Here is a 21,761-nt window from a genome sequence, read left to right as displayed (position 1 = left end):
GATGTCCGCATCCAATTCGAAGCCGAGAATCTCGTCGGGCTGGTTAGCGCTGTTGGTGGTTGTGGCGTTGATCGGTGTCATCGCGGTTGCCATTGGTGCGTTCAACGGAAGCTTTACCCGCGGTGTGCCGGTGACCCTGACGGCCAAACGCAGCGGATTGGTGATGGAGCCGTATTCGAAGGTCAAGATGCGCGGCGTGCAGGTCGGCCACGTCGTCACCGTCAACGGCGGTCTTGACCAGATCAGTCTTCGACTTGAGATCGACCCTGACCAAATCAAATACATTCCAGCCAATGTCGAGGCCCGGATCAGCGCCACGTCGCTCTTCGGCGCTAAGTTCGTCGAACTCATCTATCCCAAGAATCCCTCCACCCAACGGTTGGCCAACGGTGCGGTACTGAGGTCCGAGAACGTCACCGTCGAGGCGAACACGGTGTTTGAGAACCTCGTTGAACTTCTCAAGCAAATCGACGTGTCGAAGCTGAACGCCGTGCTGTCGGCGATCGCCGACGGAGTAAACGGGCGCGGAGAGCGGCTGGGGGAGGCGATCTCCGACGCCAATGAGGTGCTGCTGGCGCTCAACTCGCGCTCCGACACGATCCGCGATGACTGGCGGGCGCTCAAGGAGGTGAGCGATGTCTACAGCGCGGCCGCTGATGACATTCTGAAAACCCTTGACGCGGCGGCCATCACCGGCAAGACGGTCACCGACAAAGCGCCGCAACTGGATTCGTTGTTGCTCAACGTTGCCGGGTTTTCCCGTAGCGGCGTGAGGCTTCTGGGGCCGACGAAGGACAACCTTGTGGCGACGATCAATGCGTTGCAGTCCACGACGAGCCTGCTGATGAAATACAACCCGGCGCTCACATGCACCCTCGTCGGCGCGAAGAAGGTCGTCGACGACGGATACGCGTTGGGTGGCAACGGTAAGTCGTTCATCATGGACGCAGGCTTGCTGTTGGGTGATGACCCCTACCGGTACCCCGACAACCTGCCGGTCAACAACGCCAAGGGCGGTGCCGGCGGCAAGCCGAGTTGCGGCTCACTACCTGACGTGGCCGACAACTGGCCCGTGCGAGCGCTGGTCACTGACACGGGCTTCGGCACCGGTTTGGACCTACGACCGAATCCAGGAATCGGTTTCCCGGGCATCGCCAACTACTTCCCGGTCACGAAGGCCATCCCCGAACCACCGAGAATCCGCTACCCAGGCTCGCCCGCGCCCGGACCGGCTCCCTACCCCGGTGCACCGCCCTACGGCGCACCTCAGTACGGACTGGACGGCAGCCCGCTATACCCCGGCGTCCCGCCGGCGCCGCCTCCCACTCCATGACCTTCGCTCACGCTGCGCTCGAGCTCGCCCTAATCAGTCCGAAGGAGTACTACGTTGCACCACAAGCTATCCGGGCTGCTGCTGAGAATCGGGGCCTTTTTAGCGGTGAGTCTGTTCGGAGCCTTCGTGCTCGTTGCAGTGTTTGCACAGCTCCGCTTTCAAGACGAACGTTTCTACAACGCGGTGTTCACCTCGGTCAGCGGGCTGGGTAATGGCGACTTCGTTCGCATCGCCGGCGTCGAGGTCGGCAAGGTAAAGAAAATCGTTGTGCGAGGGGATGGTTCAGTCTCCGTCACGTTCGGAACCGACGACTCGGTCGTCCTCACCGAGGGCACCAGGGCGGTCATCCGTTACGACAACCTCATCGGTGGTCGCTACATGGCGATCGAAGAAGGCACCGGAGGTGTAAAGAAACTTCCGGTCGGTGGCACCATTCCGGTCGAAAGAACGGCTCCTGCACTCGATCTCGACGCGCTCATCGGCGGATTCCGGCCACTGTTCCGGGCGCTGCAACCCGATCAGGTCAATGCCTTGACAAGTCAACTGGTCGCGGCTTTCCAAGGCCAAGGCGCAACCATCGGGTCGGTCCTCACTCAGACTGCCGCACTTACCAACACACTGGCGGACCGAGACGAACTCATCGGCCAGGTGATCGTCAACCTCAACACCGTGCTCGGGTCATTCGGTGACCGCGCTGACCAATTCGGCACTGCAATCGATTCGTTGTCGGACCTGGTGCACGGCCTGGAAGCCCGCAAACAGGACCTGAGCAACGGCGTGGCCTACGCCAATGCAGCGGCCGGCTCCATCGCCGATCTGCTCACCCAGGCCCGGCCGCCGCTGCAGACCACGATCAACGAAGCCGACCGCACTTCCTCGGCGATACTCGGCGAGAAAGACTACTTCGACAACTTGCTCAACACGCTTCCCGACGCCTACCGGATGCTCAATCGTCAAGCCCTCTACGGCGACTTCTTCAGTTTTTACCTCTGCGACCTCCTTTTGAAGGTGAACGGAAAGGGCGGACAACCGGTGTACATCAAGGTGGCCGGCCAGGACTCGGGGAGGTGCACTCCACGATGAAGCCGCTCAGTGACCGCAAACTCGTGATGATCGGTGTCGTCGGTATCGCAGTGATCGGATTGCTCAGTGCCGGTGCCCTGAATTTCAACAAGCTGCCGCTGATCAATTCCGGCACAACGTATTCGGCGTATTTCGCCGAGCTCGGCGGCCTCACGTCGGGGGCGCCGGTGCAGGTGTCGGGCTTCAAATCCGGACAAGTCACCGACATCCAACTGCGGCCCGAGGGTGTCCTGGTCACGTTCAGAATATCGGGAGATATCCGCCTCGGCGAGAACAGCGAGGCCGCCATCAAGACCATCAGCCTGCTCGGCAACAAGGTCGTCGACGTGACCCCACGCGGCGCAGGGCAACTACACGAACCCATTCCGCTCACGCGCACCGTATCGCCTTACCAACTGCCCGATGCCGTCGGTGATCTCACCACCACGATCAGCGGCCTGGACACCAAGGGCCTGTCGGCCTCCTTATCCACGCTGAGCGACACCCTGCGCGATACGCCCCCACAGCTCAAACTCGCCGTGGAAGGGATAGCGCGCTTCTCCCAGACGATCAATCAACGCGACGACCAACTCCGCGGTCTGCTCGAGAACGCCCGCACAGCCACCACCGTGCTGGCCGACCGCACCGACACCATCGTCCGATTGATTCACGACACCAACGCTCTGCTAACCCAACTCCGCAGCCAGAGCGCAGCCCTCGATGAGATATCGGGAAACGTTTCCGCACTCGCGCAACAGGTCCGCGGATTCATCGGTGACAACCGCACGACGTTGAAACCGGCGCTCGACAAATTAAACGAGGTCCTCACGATCGTCGACAACCGACGCGACCAACTCAAGCAATCCATCACCGGATTCCGCAATTACGTGATGGGGCTGGGCGAAGCGGTGTCCTCGGGCCCCTTCTTCAAGGCCTATCTCGCCAATCTGCTGCCCGGCCAGTTTCTGCAGCCGTTCATCGACGCGGCCTTCTCCGACCTCGGTCTGGACCCCAACACCTTGTCGCCTTCCCAGCGCACCGACCCGCAGGTGGGACAACCCGGCACCCCCCCATTGCCGGTGCCCTTCCCTCGTACCGGTCAAGCTGGCGATCCGCGAATGACGCTGCCCGATGCCATCACCGGAAATCCGGCCGACCAGCAATGCGGCCCACCCGGCATTCCCCTGCCAGGACCGGGCTGCTACCCGTACCGGGAGCCGCAACCGGCACCGGCGCCGGGCGGTCCACCGCCTGGACCCCCCGCCGAGCTACCCCCGGGGCCGCCTGAGACAGCCCTGCCGACGCCCAGCCCGGTGTTCGTTCCCGCTCCCGGCGAGCCGGTACCCCACAGCACGGATGGAAATCGATGAGACCACAGCGATATGCCCGTATCGGCCTCGCGGCGATCCTGGTGGTGATACTGGCCGCGGCGAGCTACCTACTGATCGGCACAGTCCACCAAATCGGCCGCACCCACATTGTCGCCTACTTCGCCAACAGCAACGGAGTCTTCGTGGGCGACGATGTACGCATCAGGGGCGTCAACGTCGGCACCATAGACAAGATTCAGCCCGAACCCGACCGCGTCAAAATCTCATTCTGGATCGACGACTCCATCAAAGTCCCAGCCGACGTCAAGGCGGTGATCCTGTCGCCCACGCTGGTGACGGCCAGGGCCATCCAACTGACGCCCCCATACCGCAGCGGTCCCGCGCTGAAGGACAACGCGGTCATCGACGAGAACCGAACCGCTGTCCCGATGGAATGGGACGATTTCCGCGGCCAGCTGCAACGCCTCTCGGACACGCTCAAACCCACAGAGCCCGGCGGCGTGAGTACTCTCGGCGAGTTCGTCAGCACAACTGCCAACAACCTGCGCGGCCAAGGTCCGGCCATCCACGACGCGATCATCAAACTGTCCCAAACGGTTTCGGCGCTCGGCGACCACAGTGCCGACACCTTCACCAGTGTCAAGAACCTCGCGACGCTCGTCACCGCCCTGCAGGACAGCACTGATCTGATCCGACAGCTGAATCAGAATCTCGCCTCAGTCAGCGGCCTGCTCGCCGACGATCCAGACGAGGTCGGCAATGCCGTCAACGACCTCAACGACGTCGTAGCCGATGTCAGCGCATTCGTAAACGAGAATCGCGACGCGCTCGGAACCACCACCGACAAACTCGCGTCAGTATCGACGGCACTCAACGAGAAGCTCGGCGACCTCAAACAGCTGCTGCACGCCGGCCCCACGGTGCTCTCCAATGCCGTCAACGTCTATCAACCGGCCCAAGGCACCCTCAGCGGGGCGTTGGCCATGAACAACTTCAGCAACCCAATCACGTTTCTATGCGGCGCCATTGAGGCGGCGTCGCGCCAAGGCGCCGAACAGTCGTCGAAGCTGTGCGTGCAATACCTTGCGCCCATCATCAAGAACCGGCAGTACAACTTTCTCCCGTTCGGACTCAACCCCTTCGTCGGAGCCAGCGCACGGCCCAACGAAGTCACCTACAGCGAGGATCGTTTGCGCCCGGACTTCATACCGCCGCAGACCCCTGCACCGACAGCGGCACCCGCTGACGGCTCGTCGCAAACACCCATGGGCGCAGGACCTGTACTACCGGCAGAAGCCGAACCCGCGCCGGGCGACCCGCCGACCACCCAGAGCACTGACCCAGCCACCGGGTTGCCCGGACTCATGCTGCCGCCCGGAGGTGGATCGTGAACGTACGTTGCTGGCGTACAGCACGCCGAACCGTGGCCACGGTCGGGCTGATCCTTGTGCTGACATCAGGCTGCGGGTGGCGGGGGATGAACTCGCTGCCGTTACCGGGCACACAAGGCGACGAAAGAGGTTCATTCACCATCCAGGCTCAAATGCCCGACGTCAACAACATTCAACAGAACTCGCGCGTCCGCGTCGGCGACGTCAACGTCGGTACCGTCACGAAGATCGAGCGTCAAGACTGGCACGCACTGCTGACGATCAAACTCAACGGCGACGTTGAGCTTCCCGAAAATTCGACGATCTCGATCGGGCAGACCAGTTTGCTGGGCTCGCTGCACATAGAACTGTCGCCGCCCAAGGACGCGGCGCCACACGGCAGGCTACACAACGGCTCGTTGATTCCACTGTCCGCCGGCGGTGCCTACCCGTCCACCGAGCAAACGCTGGCATCGGCGTCGCTACTGCTCAACGGTGGTGGCCTCGGGCGCGTCGAGGACATCACCCGGGCATTGACCACCGCCTTCGGGGGCCGCGAAAACGATGTGCGCAGCCTGCTGACACAGCTCGACGTGTTCACCAGCCAAGTCAACGAACAGACCGACGACATCATCGCAGCCACCGACAGCCTCAACCGCCTGACAGGCAAGTTCGCAGCTCAAAAGCCGATCGTCGACAAGGCGCTCGACACCATCCCCGCCGCGCTGAAAGTGGTCAACGAACAACGCGACAATCTGATCGAGGCCGTCGACCAACTCGGGAAATTCAGTGCCCTGGCAGCGGATTCGGTAGACCAGACAAAAGGGAATCTCGTCCAGGAACTGCGGGATCTAGGACCGGTACTGCAGTCTTTGGCCAATGCTGGTCCGGCCTTGACTCACTCGTTGAGTGTCTTGACAACCTTCCCGTTGGTCAAGGACACACTGTCGAACTACTTCCGCGGTGACTACGCCAACATCACTGTCATCGCGGACTTGACGTTGAGTCGTATCGACATGAGCCTGCTCACCGGCACCCGCTTCGAAGGAAAACTAACCGAGGCCGAATTGCGCTGGGGTCGAACCATCGGACAGCTCCCCAGCCCGTACACGTCGAGCAACCCGCTGCTTGCGCCCTACCGGACCGATCAAGGACCCTAGACATGCATCTGACCAAACGGGTCCAACGCCAACTCGCGTTCTTCGCGGCGATCACACTCATCGCCGGCGGCGTAATGGCTTTCAAGTTCATCGGGCTTCCCGCACTGCTGTTCGGCGCCGGACGATACGAGGTGACGGTAAACCTGCCTGCCGCGGCGGGGCTGTACGCCAGCGGCAATGTCACATACCGCGGAACCGAGGTGGGCAGAATCGCAACAGTTCGCCTCAGTCCGACCGGAGTGGACGCCGTACTCTCCTTGGACTCCGACGTCAAAATTCCGGCCGACCTGCAAGCTCAGGTGCATAGCACGAATGCGATCGGTGAGCAGTTCATCGAATTAGTGCCTCAAAGCGGGGCAGGCCCGATGCTGAAGAACGGTGATGTGATCCCCGTCGATCGCACTACCGTGCCTGCCGACATCAACTCACTGCTCGACACCACCAACGCAGGCCTGCAAGCGATCCCACACGGCGAACTCAAGACCGCGATCGACGAGGCGTACACCGCGGTCGGCGGGCTCGGTCCCGAACTCTCCCGAATCGTCAAGGGGACTTCGGATCTGGCGATAGATGCACGTACGAATCTCGACGCTTTGACGACGGTGGTCGACCAATCGAAGCCGCTCCTCGACACACAGACCGACACGGCCGACTCGATCCAGGCGTGGGCCTCCCACCTAGCCACGGTCACCGGATCCCTCGCACGTAACGACAACGCCGTCCGAGGCCTCCTCGACAATGGGCCGGCGGCCGCCGATGCCGCCCGCCAGCTTCTCGATCGACTCCAACCCAGCCTGCCAATCGTGCTGGCCAACTTGACCAGCCTCACCAACGTCGCGGTCGTGTACCGAAACAACCTCGAGCAGCTACTTGTCCTCGTCACCCCGGCGATGGAAATGCTGCAAGGGTCCGGTTTGGCCAACCGCGACGCACCGCCCGCCTACCGCGGTACATACCTGTCCTTCAATCTCAATGTGAATCTGCCGCCGCCGTGTACGACGGGATACCTTCCGGCCCAACAGATGCGGTCGATGAGCGAGGTTGACTACCCGGAGCGGCCCGCAGGCGACCGTTACTGCCGAATCCCGCAGGACTCGATGTTCAATGTGCGCGGCGTGCGGAACCTTCCATGTGAGACCCGTCCGGGCAAGCGAGCACCGACCGTCGAGATGTGCGAGAGCGACGAGCAGTACGTCCCGCTGAACGACGGATTCAATTGGAAGGGCGATCCGAACGCCACGTTATCGGGGCAGCCGGTACCGCCCACGCTCCCCGGCATCCCACCGATACCGGCGGGGCCGGCGGAACCGCCACCGGCGCCGATAGCCGTTGCTCAGTACGACCCGGCCACCGGCACTTACACCGGCCCAGACGGACGCCAGTACACGCAAGCGAATCTCGCCGGAACAGCCAAATCACCCGGCACATGGCAAGACCTCCTCGTACCGCCGAAAGGACACTGACCACTGATGGCCGTCATTCGAAACGCGCCAGGGAACACGCTGGCCGCGCCAACCGGGCCACATGACCTTCCGGCAGATCAGCCGCGCGCCGGCGACGCCGCCGAGAGCATCCCGGCAGCCGACGATGACGCCCCCGATGTCGAGCCCAGCGATGAAGCGAGGAACACGACCGCCTCCGCCTCTGAAGACCGGCCGCCATTTCGGAGCAGCTGGACCGTACGTAAACAGCTCATCGCGGCGGGCGTGGCAATCGTGATCGCGCTGTCCTGTCTGGTCGGGTGGCTGGGGTACCAGGCAACCGAATCGCGGCGGGCGGCCGCACAGACGGCCCAATTCGTCGAGGTCGCCCGACAAGGAGCGCTCAACCTCACCACAATCGACTGGCAGCACGCCGATGCCGACGTCGAGCGCATCCTGGCGTCAGCGTCGGGAACGTTCTACGACGACTTCGCGCGCCGATCGCAGCCCTTCATCGAAGTCGTCAAGCAAACCAAATCCAAGTCGGTCGGAACAATTTCTGAGGCCGGCCTCGAGTCCACATCCGGTGACCAAGCGCAGATTCTCGTCGCAGTGAACGTCAAGACGACGCTTCAAGGGTCGCCTGAGGCGGCGCCGCGCTCGTGGCGGATGCGGATCACGGTGAAGAAACAAGGAGATGAGATGAAAGTCTCGAACGTGGAGTTCGTTCCATGACCGGCCACGACTCCGACCCGACCGGAGTTGTCGACCCGGCGGAGGATGTCGATCCCGGCGAAGTGTCGACTGACGGGCCGCAAAGCACGAACGCCGCAGCGCTCGACGAGGTTAATCAGCCGCGGCGCCGTCTATCGCGACTGGCCGGCTATGCAGCGCTATCGATATTGAGCCTGGCCCTGACCGGTGCAGCCGGATACTTCAAATATCAGCACGCCGTCGCGGCAGAGACTGAACGAGTTCGCGCGCAATCAGTGCAGATGGCAACCGAAGCCACGATTGACTTGCTTTCCTACACCCCCGACACTGCCGAAACGAAGCTAAACGCCGCAAGTGACCGTCTCACCGGCTCCTTTCGCGACTCCTATCTCTCACTCGTCCACGACGTCGTGATACCCGGCGCCAAACAGAAGCGAATTTCCGCCAACGCCACCGTGCCCGCCGGCTCGTCGGTGTCGGCATCGGCGGACAAGGCGAAGGTCATGGTCTTCGTGAACCAGACGGTGACGGTCGGCAACGACGTCCCCACCGATACCGCCTCGGTCGTCGAAATAAGCCTCGAAAAGGTTGACGGGCATTGGCTTATCTCGGGATTCGAGCCGCGATGACCCACCGACGAACCCACTTACGGTGCGGCCGTGCGGCAATGCTGCTGTCGCTAATGCTGGCGGGCAGTCAAGCTGCCATACCCACCGCTGCGGCCGATAACAGCCGATTGAACAACAGTGTCGCAACGAACATCTACACGATTCACCGGCAACAACACTGTGCCGATGACGTCACAGTGAACCCGACACTGCGTCTCGCTGCCGAGTGGCACACCAACGACGTACTCAACAACCGGACACTCGACGGCGACCTGGGGTCAGACGGCTCCACCGCGCAGGATCGCGCAGACGCGGCGGGATACGCCGGTGCGGTCGCCGAGACGGTCGCCATCAATCCCGCCCTGGCCATCAGTGGAATCGAGTTGTTGAACCAGTGGTATTCGAACCCGGCCTATCTCACGATCATGCGCGACTGTTCCTACCACCAGGTGGGGGTCTGGTCGGCGAACAGTCTCGACCGCACGGTTGTCGTCGCAGTGTACGGGCGTCCCCGGTGAACCGACCGGGCGCGACAGCAGATGAGATGCACCCACGACTCGATCAGTTCGAACGCGACGTCATGACGCACATGCGGCTCTGGACGCCACACGGCGTGCGCTACGACGAGGACATCTTCCCGGCATTCGGTATGCGCGCGAGGGAGTTCCACCGACGGTTCGCACAGATCATCTGTTCATGGGACGCCTCAATCTGCATCGAAGGCAGAGGTCGGGATGTAGGTAACGAGGCTCGACGTCACCCAGAGCACTACGAGGAGGAACCGTGAGCACAATGCGGATCGGGCTCCTGCGGGCGGTGCTCGTCGTAGTGTCGATGGCATCTCTGTGGTTCGCAATCGGTGAGTCGAGAGCCTCCACCGCGGAACGACTGATGGTTCCGTCGGCCGCGATGGGTCGCGATATCCCGGTCGACTTCCTCACCGGGGGGCCGCATGCGGTGTTCCTGCTGGATGCGTTCAATGCTGGAGACCAGGTCAGCAACTGGGTAACGCAGGGCGACGCAATGAACACCCTTGCGGGCAGGGGCATCTCAGTTGTCGCACCTGCTGGCGGCGCATACAGCATGTACACCGACTGGGAGCAGGACAGCAGTAAGCAATGGGAAACATTCCTCGCACACGAACTGCCCGACTGGCTTGCAGCGCATAAGGGAGTCGCGGCGGACGGCAACGCCGTTGTCGGAACCGCGCAGGGCGGATACGCAGCACTCGCGCTCGCAGCATTTCACCCCGACCGCTTCCGCTACGCGGGATCGATGTCGGGCTTCCTGAGCCCATCGCAGACCGCTCTCAATGGAGCAATCACTGCAGGGATGCAGCGATACGGCGGCGTCGATACGCAGGCGATGTGGGGCGCCGCGCAACTGGGGCGGTGGAAGTGGCACGACCCAAACTTCCACGCCGGCCTGCTTGTCAACAACAAGACACGCCTCTGGATCTTCAGTCCCGGAACATCGACGGCCTCTGACCCTGCGGCGATGATCGGCTACGCCGACCAAGCGCAAGGAAGTAATCGAACGTTCTACGCGCAGTACCGATCGGTCGGTGGCACAAACGGACACTTCGACTTTCCTGCCATAGGCGAACACGGATGGTCAACCTGGGCACCCCAACTCAAGGCGATGGCGAACGACCTTGTCGCTTCGATTCGGTAGTTATGAATACAGGCACTGACCCAGCGGCGGCCACGCACGAAAGACTCAAGTGCCGCGGTCTTGGATGCGATCGGAGGTCACCGTTGAACTGTTTCGGGTGCTGGCAGATCTGGCACGTTCAGTCGGCGGGAACGCGCCTTGGAATCATCGGTGCGGCAGCGGTTCTGATATTGGCGCTGGCGATGGTGCCGGAATCGGCCACGGCGAATGCCGTACCTGCACCGGAAGTCGAGTACACCTACAACGTGATCGTGCGGCGGCACTTCGACTTTCCCAACAATGACGCCCTCGCCTACGGTTTCGAACTGTGCGACAAGGCGACTCGAGGGGTCCCGTACGCCGATCTGATGGCCGACACCAAGCGCGACGTCACGCCCAGCGATGAGCAATCAGCCAACTACGTCGTCTCGTACGCGATTGGCATCCTGTGTCCCGCCCAGATCTGGCAGCTGCGAAACACGGCTGCAGGCTATCGTCCCCCGCCATGACCGCCGAAAAGTCCTCAGACGCCGCAGATTTCGTCGGCGATCATCTGTTGCCCGTCGGCGCTGACCCAGTCGGAGCCTCTCCGAGGCCCGTTGAATTAAGGAACGCTTAGACCACATGTTCGGTAACCCGTCGTTCGATTTTTACAAACTCTCCGAGGAGCACGACGAACTGCGCGCAGTGCTGCGCGATCTCTGCCACAAAGAGATCGCACCCTACTCAGCCGACGTCGATGAGAAGGCGCGCTACACCGATGAGGCGCTGGCGGCGCTGAACTCGTCGGGTTTCTCGGCGATCCACATCCCCGAGGAATACGGAGGACAGGGCGGCGACTCGATCACCGCCTGCATCGTCATCGAAGAGGTGGCACGGGTGTGCGCCTCGTCGTCGCTGATCCCGATCTGTAACAAGCTCGGCACGATGGGCCTGCTGATGAACGGCTCCGAGGAGCTCAAGAAGCAGGTGCTGCCGTCCATCGGTGCGGGGGAGGCCACCGCGTCGTACGCGTTGAGTGAGCGCGAGGCGGGCAGTGACGCGGCGTCGATGCGGACCCGTGCGAAGGCCGACGGTGAGGACTGGGTGCTCAACGGGTCGAAGTGCTGGATCTCCAACGGCGGTCACTCGCAGTGGTACACGGTCATGGCGGTGACCGATCCCGACAAGGGAGCCACCGGTATCTCGGCGTTCGTGGTGCACAAGGACGATCCCGGCTTCACGGTGGGACCGAAAGAGCGCAAGCTCGGCATCAAGGGTTCGCCGACCACCGATCTGTACTTCGAGGACTGCCGGATTCCGGGTGATCGCATCATCGGCGACCCGGGTACCGGGTTCAAGACCGCGCTCGCGACGCTGGATCACACCCGGCCCACGATCGGTGCACAGGCCGTCGGCATCGCGCAGGGCGCGCTCGAGGCGTCGATCGCTTACACCAAGGAGCGCAAGCAGTTCGGCAAGTCGATCAGCGACTTCCAGAACACCCAGTTCATGCTCGCCGACATGGCGATGAAGATCGAAGCCGCGCGGCTCATGGTGTACTCCGCCGCTGCGCGTGCCGAACGCGGTGAGCCCAACTTGGGCTTCATCTCGTCGGCGTCGAAGTGCTTCGCCTCCGATATGGCCATGGAAGTCACCACCAACGCCGTCCAGCTGTTCGGCGGCTACGGCTACACCGCGGACTTCCCGGTCGAGCGATTCATGCGCGACGCCAAGATTACCCAAATCTACGAGGGCACCAACCAGATCCAGCGCATCGTCATGTCACGCGCGTTGATGCGCTGACATCTGAGCCCAATTCATTGTCGTGCAGATCAGCAGTCGCCATATCCGAAAGCACTTCACAGAGGAAGAGCCCTCACAAAAAAACTGAACGAACAGATCGTCACAAATAGATCGCATGGTGCATGCCCTAGTGACCATGCAACGCACAGAAAGTAAGAGAAACCGCCCCATGACTGAAGTGAACCGTCGATCCCTTGCCGGCCGTACGCTTATCATCTCCGGTGGCAGCCGGGGAATCGGCGAGGCGATTGCAGTTCGCGCCGCGAGAGACGGCGCCAACATAGCGTTGATCGCGAAGACCGCCAGCCCGCACCCTAAACTTCCCGGCACGGTCTACTCCGCCGCAAAAGCCATCGAGGCAGAGGGCGGGAACGCCCTTCCGATCGTCGGAGACGTGCGCGACGATCAGGCGGTGGAAGCGGCCGTGGCCGCCGCGGTCGAGCAGTTCGGCGGCATCGACATCGTCGTCAACAACGCGAGTGCGCTCGACATCACTCACACCGAGCAGATCGACATGAAGAAGTACGACCTCATGCAGGACATCAACGCGCGCGGAGCGTTCCTACTCTCGAAAGTAGCCATTCCCCACCTGCGCAAGTCCTCGAACGCACATATTCTCACCTTATCGCCGCCAATCACATTGGAAAATAAGCATTTCGAGCGCATTGGCACGGCGTATACAATCTCGAAATTCGCGATGACGCTAGTCACGATCGGTCTTGCAGCAGAGTTGAGTCGCGACGCTATCGCAGTCAACTCGCTGTGGCCTCGTACCACCATTGACACTGCTGCCGTCCGCAACATTCTCGGCAAGGAACTGGTGGCCAGAAGTCGCAGCGCGACCATCATGAGCGATGCTGCACACCTCATCTTGACGTCGACCTTCCATGACGGAACCGGTCGCTGTCACATCGACGACGAGGTACTCAGCTCTGCTGGACTGTCCGACTTCGCGGCATATCAGAACGGACTGAATGACAGCGAACTAGAGCTCGATTTTTGGATGGAAGCAGCGGCGCGATGAGCAGCAGGCCCTCGGCAGGACCGGGGGTTACAAGCTGATAGGAATCACGCTGTGGCACAGTGCAATCGGTGTAGGTCTTCTCATTTTAAATGTCGTCAGGATGTCATTTGCGACATCAAACTCAGAATAAGTATGACCTTTCGCCTCTTAGTGGCGTCAGCGGTGCGGAAAGCAAACGCGGACTGTCCATTTCGATGTCCGGCTTCCTCGCCCAGTCGCACCGATTCCACCTCCGGTGACAATGAGACGTTTTGGAGGGAGCTCTAGGCAAACCAGTACGGTACGGCACTCGCGGCGTGGTCAGCCCTGCGGCGTCGCGGGACATCCACACGATAACTCTCACCTCAGTTAGCCGAAACATCCATGGCCCCGAGGCATTCCCCACTGCGCGGCAAGGGCCAACACACCGCCAAGCGACGCTCACCGCCACAGTGATCGCCGCGATCAGCACGCCGCGGGGTGGCCCGTCGCCGGGTTCGGTCACCCCGTCGAGGCTACTTGCAGGTGAAGAACTCGGTGACGCTCCAGTCCGTGGAACTGCCGTCGCTGCCGTCCACGGTGCCACGTAGCGTTCCGTTCGACGGATCGAACGTGCCCTTGTACTCGTCGATTCTCCAGTAGTTGTTGCGCTCGTCGCCCCACACGATGCCGAAGTCGACGTCGTCGTTCGAGGCGCTGCGGACGATTGAGGGTCATTGGTGTGGTCATGGTCCTCCGAAATAGGTTGGGCTGAAAGGGTTGTGGTGGCTGTTGGACTTATCCCCTTCGGTGGCGACCCTGAGACCTCGGCGCCCCATCCCGCCTCCACCAGCCGCATAAACGCATCGCCAGCATCTGAACCGCGCGGTCTCCGCCCATTGACGTCAAGGTGATAAGTGGTTGGTGATGAGGCCGATGGTGAAGTCGAATCTTTCGTGACCGGTGCCTGCGGTCAGTTCGGCCGCGTATCGGCGAATTTGAGGAAAAGCGTTGGCGGGCAGCGCCTTGAAGCGCCGCATCAGCTCTTCACGACTGACGACCCAGCCTTCGTCATGTCCCTCGCGCTGTGCCTCGACCAGGGAGATCTCGAGGGTGTAAGCGTTGATGTAAAGCGATAGTGAGTCGATAGCCCAGGCCGCTTCCTGAGGTTTCACCCCTCCGGCGAGCAGGATTGCCAGCATGCCTTCGGCGATACGCAAGGTGTCAAGGTTGGTGGAGGCAGTGGCGATCGCGGCGCGCGAAATGCCGGGGTATTTCAGATATTGCTCGCGCATTTGTGTGCACACCTTGCGAATTTGTTCGCGCCAGGTCGCTGGGTCGGGTTCGGGAATATCGATTTCCGAGCACAGCCGGCCGATGATCAGTTCGTCGATGTCGGCCTTGTTGACGACGTGGGCATAGAGCGACGCGGGTCCAGTGCCGAGCACGGCGGCCACGCTACGCATCGTCAAAGCGTCATAGCCCTGGGTCGCCACGACTTGAAGCGCCGCGTCGACGATCCGGTCGACAGTGATCGGGGCTTTCGTCGGTTGGGCTGGCGCGGCGGGTGCGTCGCGCTGCGCGTGGCGGGCGGCGCGGCGCGATTTCGGATCTACACGGGGCATGTGGGCAAGCATACCTTGACACGAACGCTGTTCGTTATTTAGAACTTAGTTCGTGCAGGACGATCTTTGTTCTCCGGCTGTGCCCGAGACAGCGTCGATACCCCTGAGCCGCGCGTACCAGGTACTAGTCGTCGTGTTCATCGCCGACCTGATGGACATGCTCGACTCCACTATCGCCAACCTGGCCGGCCCGTCCATTCGCGCTGACCTCGGCGGTAACGAGACGACGTTGCAATGGGTCTTGGCGGCCTACACCGTGACCTTCGCGTTGGGATTGGTCACCGCCGGTCGACTCGGCGACCTTGCGGGTCGCCGCCGATTGTTTCTGATCGGGATGACAGGTTTCACCGTGTCGTCGCTTGCCTGTGGGTTGGCTCCCGGTGTGTGGTGGCTGGTGGTCGCCCGCGCGTTACAGGGACTCTTCGGAGCGTTGATGATTCCGCAGGGATTCGCTTTACTCACGGTGGTCTTCCCGCCGGAGAAACTGCGACATGCGTTCGTGCCGTTCGGTCCGATCATGGGATTGGCATCGGTCGGGGGGCCAATCCTGGCCGGCTGGCTGCTGCACTTGAATCTCTTTGGTAGCCAGTGGCGTTCGATCTTTCTCATCAACGTCCCTATCGGGGTTGTCGCCGGCGTGATGGGCTGGCGATTTCTGCCTCGCCACACCGGCGAAGACCGCAGTGCGCGACTGGATCTCGTCGGGGTAGCCCTGCTCACCCTCGCGTCTGGGCTGCTCATCATTCCGGTTGTGGAAGGCCGCGAGTTGGGTTGGCCGCTGTGGACCTATGCCATGATGGCGGCCTCAGTTGCCGCGTTGGGGCTGTTCGTGGTCTCCGAGCGCCGCAGCGTCCATCCGGTTATCGCGCAGTCCTTATTTGGCAAGCGCAGCTTTGTCGTAGGTCTAGTCATCGTCGCCGGCTTCTTTGCGGCCCAAAGCGGCTTTCTGTTGGCGTTGAATCTGCTACTGCAACTTGGAATGGGTTGGACGCCTTTGAAGTCCGGCCTTTCCCTGGTTCCTTGGGCGTTGGGCAGCGCCGTCGGTGTCGGACTGGCCGCCGCCGTAGTAGTCACCAAACTTGGTCGTGCCACATTGCAACTCGGCCTCGGCGGCGCCGCAATCGGTTTGGTTGCACTGTCCTGGACCATCATTCGCTCAGGCGCCCATCTCAGCCCGGCGACGCTGACCCCGGCGCTGCTTGTTATCGGTTTCGGGACCGGCTTGGTGGGCGTTCCCCTCTTCGAATACGTCCTCGGCGATGCCACGACCGAGGAAGCCGGGACGGGGTCGGGGATGCTCAACGCCGTTCAGCAATTCGCCTCGGCGATTGGCTTTGCCGCCCTGGGCACCGTGTTCCTCGCCCGAGCTGACCACGGCGGAGCCGGGTCCTACGGCTACGCGGGCGTACTCGTCAGCGGGCTCGCGGCGGCACTGTTTTTCTTCACCCTGCTACTAGTCAGGCTCCTACCGAGGCAGCCACGAGAAGCACACAACTGAGCCAGAGCCAACACACTGAAAGATCAACTATGCCAACGAAGGTTGCACTCATCACCGGCGCCAGTCGGCCCGAAGGGATCGGCTTCGCCGTCGCTCGACAACTCGCGGAGAAGGACCACCATGTGATCCTTTCTGCCAGAGATGCTGCTAGCGCGAACCGCCTCGCCGAGCGACTGCGCCGTGACAACCTCCCAACCAGCGCACTACCGCTCGATCTCACGGACCCGATCACCTTCGACAACGCCGCGGCCCATATCGCTCAGAAGTTCGGCCACCTCGACGTCCTCATCAACAATGCAACGCCAGGACCCGATTTCACGATCTTGTCCGCCCTCGATGCCGACCTGGATACCGTACGCGCAGAACTCGAAGTCGACCTCATCGGACCGTGGGGCCTCGTCCGGGCCCTGCTTCCACTTCTCCTGCAGGCTCCGGCCGCCCGCATCGTCAACATTTCCAGTAGATCCGCCCAACAAATCGCCACCGGGCTCGACCTGGGCGCGCCGTTGCGGGCTCCTGCCTACTCAGTTGGCAAGTACATGCTCAACGCTCTCACTACCATCCTGGCGCGTGAACTCGACGGCACTGCCATCCTGGTCAACGCCGTCGATCCGGGCGACACCGCCACGCATCCCGAACGCGGCGACGATGACGGTGACCGCACCGCCGCAGAGAGCGCACGCGGGATCGTATGGGCGGCAACGCTTGATCGCAACGGACCGAGCGGTGGACTCTTTCACGACCAACAGCCGGTCGACTGACGGAACTTGTGACTGGATACCCCCGAGCCGCCGGTCACCGACACGATCCCGTTCTCGCCCCACGGGTTCGGTGTTCGTTCTCCGGTGTCGATAACGCGTATCTCGTCCGCCCACCACTCGCTGTCAATTGGTCAGCATGAATTCGAGTCGACGGGGAATGGTGCTGGAGGGCCAGCAAGGTAGGACGCGCACCATCTCGTCCACCCGTGTGAGTGCGCTTGCCCGACCCCGACCTGGATCTGGTGTACGAAATCACCGGATTCAGTTGCGTTTATGCGTATTTGGGCGTGGATCTGGTCCAGCACCTGCCTGGGTGACAGTGTTTCGGGCAGGATCAGGTCGACTGGCTTCCAGATGCCATTCATCGAGCCTCCGTTGGAGAGATTGCGTGGTCGTAACAGTCCACATTGACAGCCATCATGAAATGGTTTGTAGCTCTTGGACTTCCACTGGGCCGAGTGGTTGTGTTGCGCGACCGCGGAGAAGTAGGAAGAGTTTCGCCGTCTGTTCTAGTTCTTCGAGAGCGTCCAGGGCGGCGCTGAGGTTCGGGCCGGCGACTACTGGGCCGTGGTTGCGCAACAGTATGGCGTGATGATTTCGCGCGGTCGCTTCGGCGAGTGGCTCGAGTGTGGCGTCACCTGGTGCGTGGTAAGCCAACAACGGCAGTGTGCCGACACGCATGACGAAGTAGGCGGTCAACGGGGGAAGGGCGCTCGCCGGGTCGAGGCCGGCCAGGCACGATACCGCTGCGGAATACGTCGAGTGTGTGTGCACCACAGCGGTAGCGTCGGGGCGGGCTCGCAACATCGCAGCGTGCAGGAACGCCTCCTTGGACGGAGACGGACCATCGAGGTGTTCTCCGCACCGCCCGATTACCGAGAGGTCCTCAGGCGCTACGGTTCCTAGGCTGCTGCCGGTCGGCGTAACGAGGATGCGGTCGCCGATGCGGAGACTGACATTGCCGGTGCGTCCATGAGTCAGGCCGCGCGTGAAGATCGATCGCGCTACGTCGACGACCTGTGCGCGTGCGGTTGCCTCGAATGGTGCGCTCATCGCTGTCCCATGGCCGCTTCGCTGAGTAACTCGCGGTCACCGAAATTGCCCGACTTCAGCAGCAGAGCCATGGGGCGTGCTCCTGTGGTCAGTATCCACGGCACTCCCGGGGCGGCTTCTTCCCCGATGACTCCGCCTTGCACCTGCAGTGCGGTCACAACCGCACCCGACGTTTCGCCGCCGGCCACTACGAGGGCGTTCACGCCGCGCTCGACCAGTCCAGATGCAATTCGGCCCATGGCCGACTCGAGGATCCGCGAAGCGTGTTCGCTGCCCAGCGTCTTCTGGGCGTGGCCCAACTCGTGTGGCGATAGCGAGGAGTAGATGAGCGGCCCCATTTCGAATTGCTGCCGGTCGAACCAGCCCAGCGCCTGCTCGGCGAGCACCGCCGAATCAGGACTCTGTAGCGCATCCAACCGAAACGAGGGATGCCCGCGGCGTTTCATGTGATCGATCTGCTCGAGAGTGCGGCGCGAGCAACTCCCGGCGAGTACCACACTGGAGGACCCGGAACGGCCGGTACGGGCGGCACGCTCGGTGACTGGCCGCACCCCGAGCCGACGGGCGTGCGCGACCCCGAGCGCACCGGCCAACCCGGCAGCGCCCGTGACGAGTACATCGTCAGCGCAGGCACAGGCAATCGCGTCAAGGTCGTGGTTAGAAATCGCGTCCACGAAAACATAAGGCTCCCCATGTTGTTCAGCATCGGAGAGCCGCTCGCCGATCCGGTCTGCTCCCAGTCGCACATCGACGTGCTCTATAAGAGCGACGTTATGACGGGTCTGGGGGGCGAGAATTTTCGGCAGGTATGACTCCGTCATGGGAGTCAGTGGGTGATGCCGCATCGGCGATTCAGATAGCAGCACCCGGTCGACGAAGAGGTGGCCCATGTATTGGGTGCGCAGATGCTCTGGCGAGGCCGGGACGAACACAGCGCGCGACGCACCGAGGGCAGCGTGCAGCGCATCAGCGACTGGCCCGATGTTCCCCCGCGCGTGAGAGTCGAACGTGGAGCAGTACTTGAAGAAGATCTGGGTGGCGCCATGGGCGCTCAACCAGGCCAGCGCGGCCAGCGACTGCTCGATGGCGGCGTCCGGATTGATCGTGCGGTTTTTGAGGGCGATGACGGTGACGTCGTTGTCGGGCAGTGCGGTGGTGTGATCGGCGTGGAACAGGATCACCGTACGCAGTCCGGCGCGGCGGAACGCCACCGCGCAGTCGGTCGCACCAGTGAAGTCGTCTGCGATGACGCCGATCACGCGGCTCCTCCAGTGGTGAGCGCGCGCAGGCTGCGTACCGCGAACTGCGGGCCTGCAAGGGTGGGAAGGCCGGTCGCGTCCTGCACCGCTGCGGCCGATGCCGCCAATGAGTATTGGCCGAGCACGACGGCCTCTGTCGCGCAATCTAATCCAGCCACTGCTTGACCGACCGAGTGTGCCAGTCCGGTTAGGTCGCCGCGGTCCACCGCGCCTGCGTCGGCGATGACGCCGGTGACGACGACTTCCGGGTCCAGGACCTGGCGGATGCGCGCAAGCGAGTCGGCGAGCGGGTCGGCGGCCGACGAGACGACGGCCAAGCGACGGTAGCCAGCCTGCGCGGCGGCGTCGAATAGGGCGTCATCAGGTCCGAGAATTGGGATGTCGACAGTGGCGGCGACTCGATGGGCGACAGGTGAATACAACGAGCACGTCAGCAACACAGCATCGGAGCCTTCAAGGATGGCGTGCTCGATCAGCCGATTCATCCGCGCGGCCAGACCGGCGGTGACCGTCCCATTCTCGGCTGCGTCAGTCAACAGTCGGTCGTCGAGAAGATTCCAGACGGTGGCTGCGGGGAATAGTTCGTCGAACGCGAGCCTAGCCGGCGGGATGGCCGCGGCAACGGCACTGATCAGTGCGATAAGCGGCCGGTTGCTAGGCATTGGACCGCGTCAGATTTTCCGGGATGTCCTGCGGGAACAGAGGTTCGGCGTAGGTGTTGTGTCGCGAGCCTGGTACGACGCAACGGGCAACGACTTCACGCCACCGCGTGTAATGGGGGGCCTGGCGGTGCGCAACCTCGAATGCCTTCCGGTCTGCGTATATCTCGTAGAAGTAGAAGGTCGTTGGCGTGGCTAGGTCCTGGTGGACGTCGAAGCGGATGCATCCAGGCTCGTCGCGCAAGGTGGCCTTTGCATTGGCATGGATTCCGGCGGTGAATTCGTCAAGTGTGTCGGGATGGATCTCGAGACGGACAAGGACGGTGTACATCGGCGGGGATCGCTTTCTATGTGGGGCGCTGTCAGCGCTCGGCAATCTCGATGACACCCTGGGAAACGGTGTCGCTCACGGCGGCAGCGAATTGCATCGTGGTGGCCGAACCACCGAGATCTCTGGTGCGCGTTCCAGATTTCAATAGCGTGTGGTCGATCGCCATCTCGATTGCTTGGGCGGCCATCGAATACGCCGTGTCAGCGGTGCGGGTTCCCCACCAGTCCAGCAGTAGGGCGGAGGAGATCATCAGGCTGGCCGGGTTGGCGACCCCGAGTCCGGCGATGTCGGGTGCCGATCCGTGCCCGGCATTCGCCGCGGCGTGGTGGTCGCCGACATTGAGTGCCCCGGCCAGGCCCAGGCCGCCGGCCAGTGCGGCGGCCTCGTTCGACAAGATGTCGCCAAACATATTGGTGGTCAACAAGACGTCGAATCGCTCAGGTCGAAGGTAGAGCTCGGCGGCCATCGCGTCGACATCCATCTCGCGTACGTCAACGTCGGGATACTGCTCGGCGACTTCAGCAACCGCGGACATGAACAGTCCATCGGTGACCTTCAAGACGTGCCGTTTACCCACGACGGTGACGCTTGCCCGTCGCATACGCGCGTGTTCGAACGCCACCCGCGCGATACGGCGCGAGGCTGCCGCGGTGATCAGCCGAAGTGACAGCGCGCTGTCGACAGTGGGGCGAAATTCGCCATAGCCTTCGAACAGTGAGCGGTCGGCGTAGAACCCCTCGGTGTTCTCGCGCACGATCAGCACATCGAGACCCGAGCGGCTCAGTGGTACCGCAGCGCGGTAACGCGACGGGCGCAGATTGGCGTAGAGGTCCAGACGCTTGCGGATGGTTCCAGGAATGTTGATGCCACCCTCGCTGACAGGGGGATAGGCCGACATGCCGCCTGGTCCCAGAACGACTCCGTCGGCGGCAAGGCAGGCTGCCACCACCGACTCTGGCAGGGTGGTCCCGCTGCGGTGATGACGGTCCATGCCGACTTCGTGGACATCGAAGTCGAGCCCAAGGCTGAACCGGCTGTCGACCGCTTCCAGCACAAGACGCGTGGCGTCGCATATCTCGGGACCGATGTCGTCACCGGGCAGCAGAGCGATTCGCATTGCATTCCAATCTTTTTGGGGTCAGGGACAAGCTTTTAC

General features: G+C 62.4%; 23 protein-coding genes. 16 read left to right on the top strand and 7 right to left on the bottom strand.

Annotated features, from left to right (window positions below; translation table 11 throughout):
* The first annotated feature begins 1 nt into the window (after position 1).
* From GGC64_RS28770 to GGC64_RS28705, 14 genes are all read left to right on the top strand, one after another.
* The gene (locus tag GGC64_RS28770) at positions 2-1,333 is read left to right on the top strand and encodes an MCE family protein (RefSeq protein WP_192726008.1); all 1,332 of its coding nucleotides are present in this window, start codon (positions 2-4) and stop codon (positions 1,331-1,333) included.
* A gap of 54 nt (positions 1,334-1,387) precedes the next feature.
* Entirely contained in the window at positions 1,388-2,416 is a 1,029-nt protein-coding gene (locus GGC64_RS28765) for an MCE family protein (protein ID WP_192726007.1), read from the top strand.
* On the top strand, positions 2,413-3,765 hold the full coding sequence (locus GGC64_RS28760) for an MCE family protein (RefSeq protein WP_192726006.1): 1,353 nt from the start codon (positions 2,413-2,415) through the stop codon (positions 3,763-3,765). Before GGC64_RS28765 ends, GGC64_RS28760 begins: the two co-directional genes overlap by 4 nt.
* A complete protein-coding gene (locus tag GGC64_RS28755; protein WP_192726005.1) occupies positions 3,762-5,117 on the top strand; it encodes an MCE family protein in 1,356 nt (451 codons plus the stop codon). The genes GGC64_RS28760 and GGC64_RS28755 overlap by 4 nt, the downstream gene beginning before the upstream one ends.
* 32 nt (positions 5,118-5,149) lie before the next feature.
* Positions 5,150-6,256 carry an MCE family protein gene (locus GGC64_RS28750; RefSeq protein WP_370582385.1) on the top strand — a complete coding sequence of 369 codons (1,107 nt, stop codon included), beginning with the start codon at positions 5,150-5,152 and terminating at the stop codon, positions 6,254-6,256.
* A gap of 2 nt (positions 6,257-6,258) precedes the next feature.
* Positions 6,259-7,719, top strand: coding sequence for an MCE family protein (locus tag GGC64_RS28745; RefSeq protein WP_192726003.1), 1,461 nt, complete (start codon positions 6,259-6,261; stop codon positions 7,717-7,719).
* A gap of 6 nt (positions 7,720-7,725) precedes the next feature.
* Positions 7,726-8,412, top strand: coding sequence for an Mce protein (locus GGC64_RS28740; protein ID WP_225952623.1), 687 nt, complete (start codon positions 7,726-7,728; stop codon positions 8,410-8,412).
* Positions 8,409-9,020: a hypothetical protein gene (locus tag GGC64_RS28735; RefSeq protein ID WP_225952622.1), complete on the top strand. Its 612-nt coding sequence runs from the start codon at positions 8,409-8,411 to the stop codon at positions 9,018-9,020. The genes GGC64_RS28740 and GGC64_RS28735 overlap by 4 nt, the downstream gene beginning before the upstream one ends.
* Before the next feature lie 38 nt (positions 9,021-9,058).
* Positions 9,059-9,517 (top strand): CAP domain-containing protein, encoded by a 459-nt coding sequence (locus tag GGC64_RS28730; RefSeq protein ID WP_225952621.1) that lies wholly within the window; start codon positions 9,059-9,061, stop codon positions 9,515-9,517.
* 26 nt (positions 9,518-9,543) lie between these two features.
* Entirely contained in the window at positions 9,544-9,786 is a 243-nt protein-coding gene (locus GGC64_RS28725) for a hypothetical protein (protein ID WP_192726002.1), read from the top strand.
* 5 nt (positions 9,787-9,791) lie between these two features.
* Positions 9,792-10,673 (top strand): alpha/beta hydrolase-fold protein, encoded by an 882-nt coding sequence (locus GGC64_RS28720; RefSeq protein ID WP_192726448.1) that lies wholly within the window; start codon positions 9,792-9,794, stop codon positions 10,671-10,673.
* Positions 10,674-10,756: 83 nt separating this feature from the next.
* Entirely contained in the window at positions 10,757-11,161 is a 405-nt protein-coding gene (locus tag GGC64_RS28715) for a DUF732 domain-containing protein (protein ID WP_225952620.1), read from the top strand.
* A gap of 115 nt (positions 11,162-11,276) precedes the next feature.
* Positions 11,277-12,437, top strand: a complete 1,161-nt coding sequence (locus GGC64_RS28710; RefSeq protein ID WP_192726000.1) for an acyl-CoA dehydrogenase — start codon at positions 11,277-11,279, stop codon at positions 12,435-12,437.
* Positions 12,438-12,606: 169 nt separating this feature from the next.
* Positions 12,607-13,461, top strand: coding sequence for an SDR family oxidoreductase (locus tag GGC64_RS28705; RefSeq protein ID WP_192725999.1), 855 nt, complete (start codon positions 12,607-12,609; stop codon positions 13,459-13,461).
* Between the two features lie 494 nt (positions 13,462-13,955).
* On the opposite strand, the gene GGC64_RS28700 is transcribed toward GGC64_RS28705, so the two are convergent.
* Together GGC64_RS28700 and GGC64_RS28695 are read right to left on the bottom strand one after the other, a co-directional pair.
* Positions 13,956-14,105, bottom strand: coding sequence for a hypothetical protein (locus GGC64_RS28700; RefSeq protein WP_192725998.1), 150 nt, complete (start codon positions 14,103-14,105; stop codon positions 13,956-13,958).
* Positions 14,106-14,324: 219 nt separating this feature from the next.
* Positions 14,325-15,056 carry a TetR/AcrR family transcriptional regulator gene (locus GGC64_RS28695; RefSeq protein WP_225952619.1) on the bottom strand — a complete coding sequence of 244 codons (732 nt, stop codon included), beginning with the start codon at positions 15,054-15,056 and terminating at the stop codon, positions 14,325-14,327.
* Positions 15,057-15,123: 67 nt separating this feature from the next.
* On the opposite strand from GGC64_RS28695, the gene GGC64_RS28690 reads away from it, so the two are divergent.
* Positions 15,124-16,542 carry a DHA2 family efflux MFS transporter permease subunit gene (locus GGC64_RS28690; protein ID WP_370582384.1) on the top strand — a complete coding sequence of 473 codons (1,419 nt, stop codon included), beginning with the start codon at positions 15,124-15,126 and terminating at the stop codon, positions 16,540-16,542.
* A 29-nt stretch (positions 16,543-16,571) separates the two neighbouring features.
* Positions 16,572-17,303, top strand: a complete 732-nt coding sequence (locus GGC64_RS28685; RefSeq protein ID WP_192725997.1) for an SDR family NAD(P)-dependent oxidoreductase — start codon at positions 16,572-16,574, stop codon at positions 17,301-17,303.
* A gap of 417 nt (positions 17,304-17,720) precedes the next feature.
* On the opposite strand, the gene otnC is transcribed toward GGC64_RS28685, so the two are convergent.
* The 5 genes from otnC to GGC64_RS28660 are packed head-to-tail and all read right to left on the bottom strand — an operon-like array spanning position 17,721 to position 21,722.
* Positions 17,721-18,356, bottom strand: a complete 636-nt coding sequence (gene otnC / locus GGC64_RS28680; protein ID WP_192725996.1) for a 3-oxo-tetronate 4-phosphate decarboxylase — start codon at positions 18,354-18,356, stop codon at positions 17,721-17,723.
* The gene (otnK, locus tag GGC64_RS35370) at positions 18,353-19,615 is read right to left on the bottom strand and encodes a 3-oxo-tetronate kinase (RefSeq protein ID WP_192725995.1); all 1,263 of its coding nucleotides are present in this window, start codon (positions 19,613-19,615) and stop codon (positions 18,353-18,355) included. The genes otnC and otnK overlap by 4 nt, the downstream gene beginning before the upstream one ends.
* Positions 19,612-20,277 carry an aspartate/glutamate racemase family protein gene (locus tag GGC64_RS28670; RefSeq protein WP_192725994.1) on the bottom strand — a complete coding sequence of 222 codons (666 nt, stop codon included), beginning with the start codon at positions 20,275-20,277 and terminating at the stop codon, positions 19,612-19,614. Before GGC64_RS28670 ends, otnK begins: the two co-directional genes overlap by 4 nt.
* Entirely contained in the window at positions 20,270-20,605 is a 336-nt protein-coding gene (locus tag GGC64_RS28665) for a putative quinol monooxygenase (protein ID WP_192725993.1), read from the bottom strand. Before GGC64_RS28665 ends, GGC64_RS28670 begins: the two co-directional genes overlap by 8 nt.
* Positions 20,606-20,636: 31 nt before the next feature.
* Entirely contained in the window at positions 20,637-21,722 is a 1,086-nt protein-coding gene (locus tag GGC64_RS28660; protein WP_192725992.1) for an isocitrate/isopropylmalate dehydrogenase family protein, read from the bottom strand.
* Positions 21,723-21,761: the final 39 nt, after the last annotated feature.

Origin of the sequence: Mycobacterium sp. OAS707 (genome assembly GCF_014873705.1) — a bacterium.
Classification (GTDB): domain Bacteria; phylum Actinomycetota; class Actinomycetes; order Mycobacteriales; family Mycobacteriaceae; genus Mycobacterium.
The sequence above is the reverse complement of the archived record's forward strand: the minus strand, read 5'-3'. Positions and strand labels throughout refer to the sequence as shown.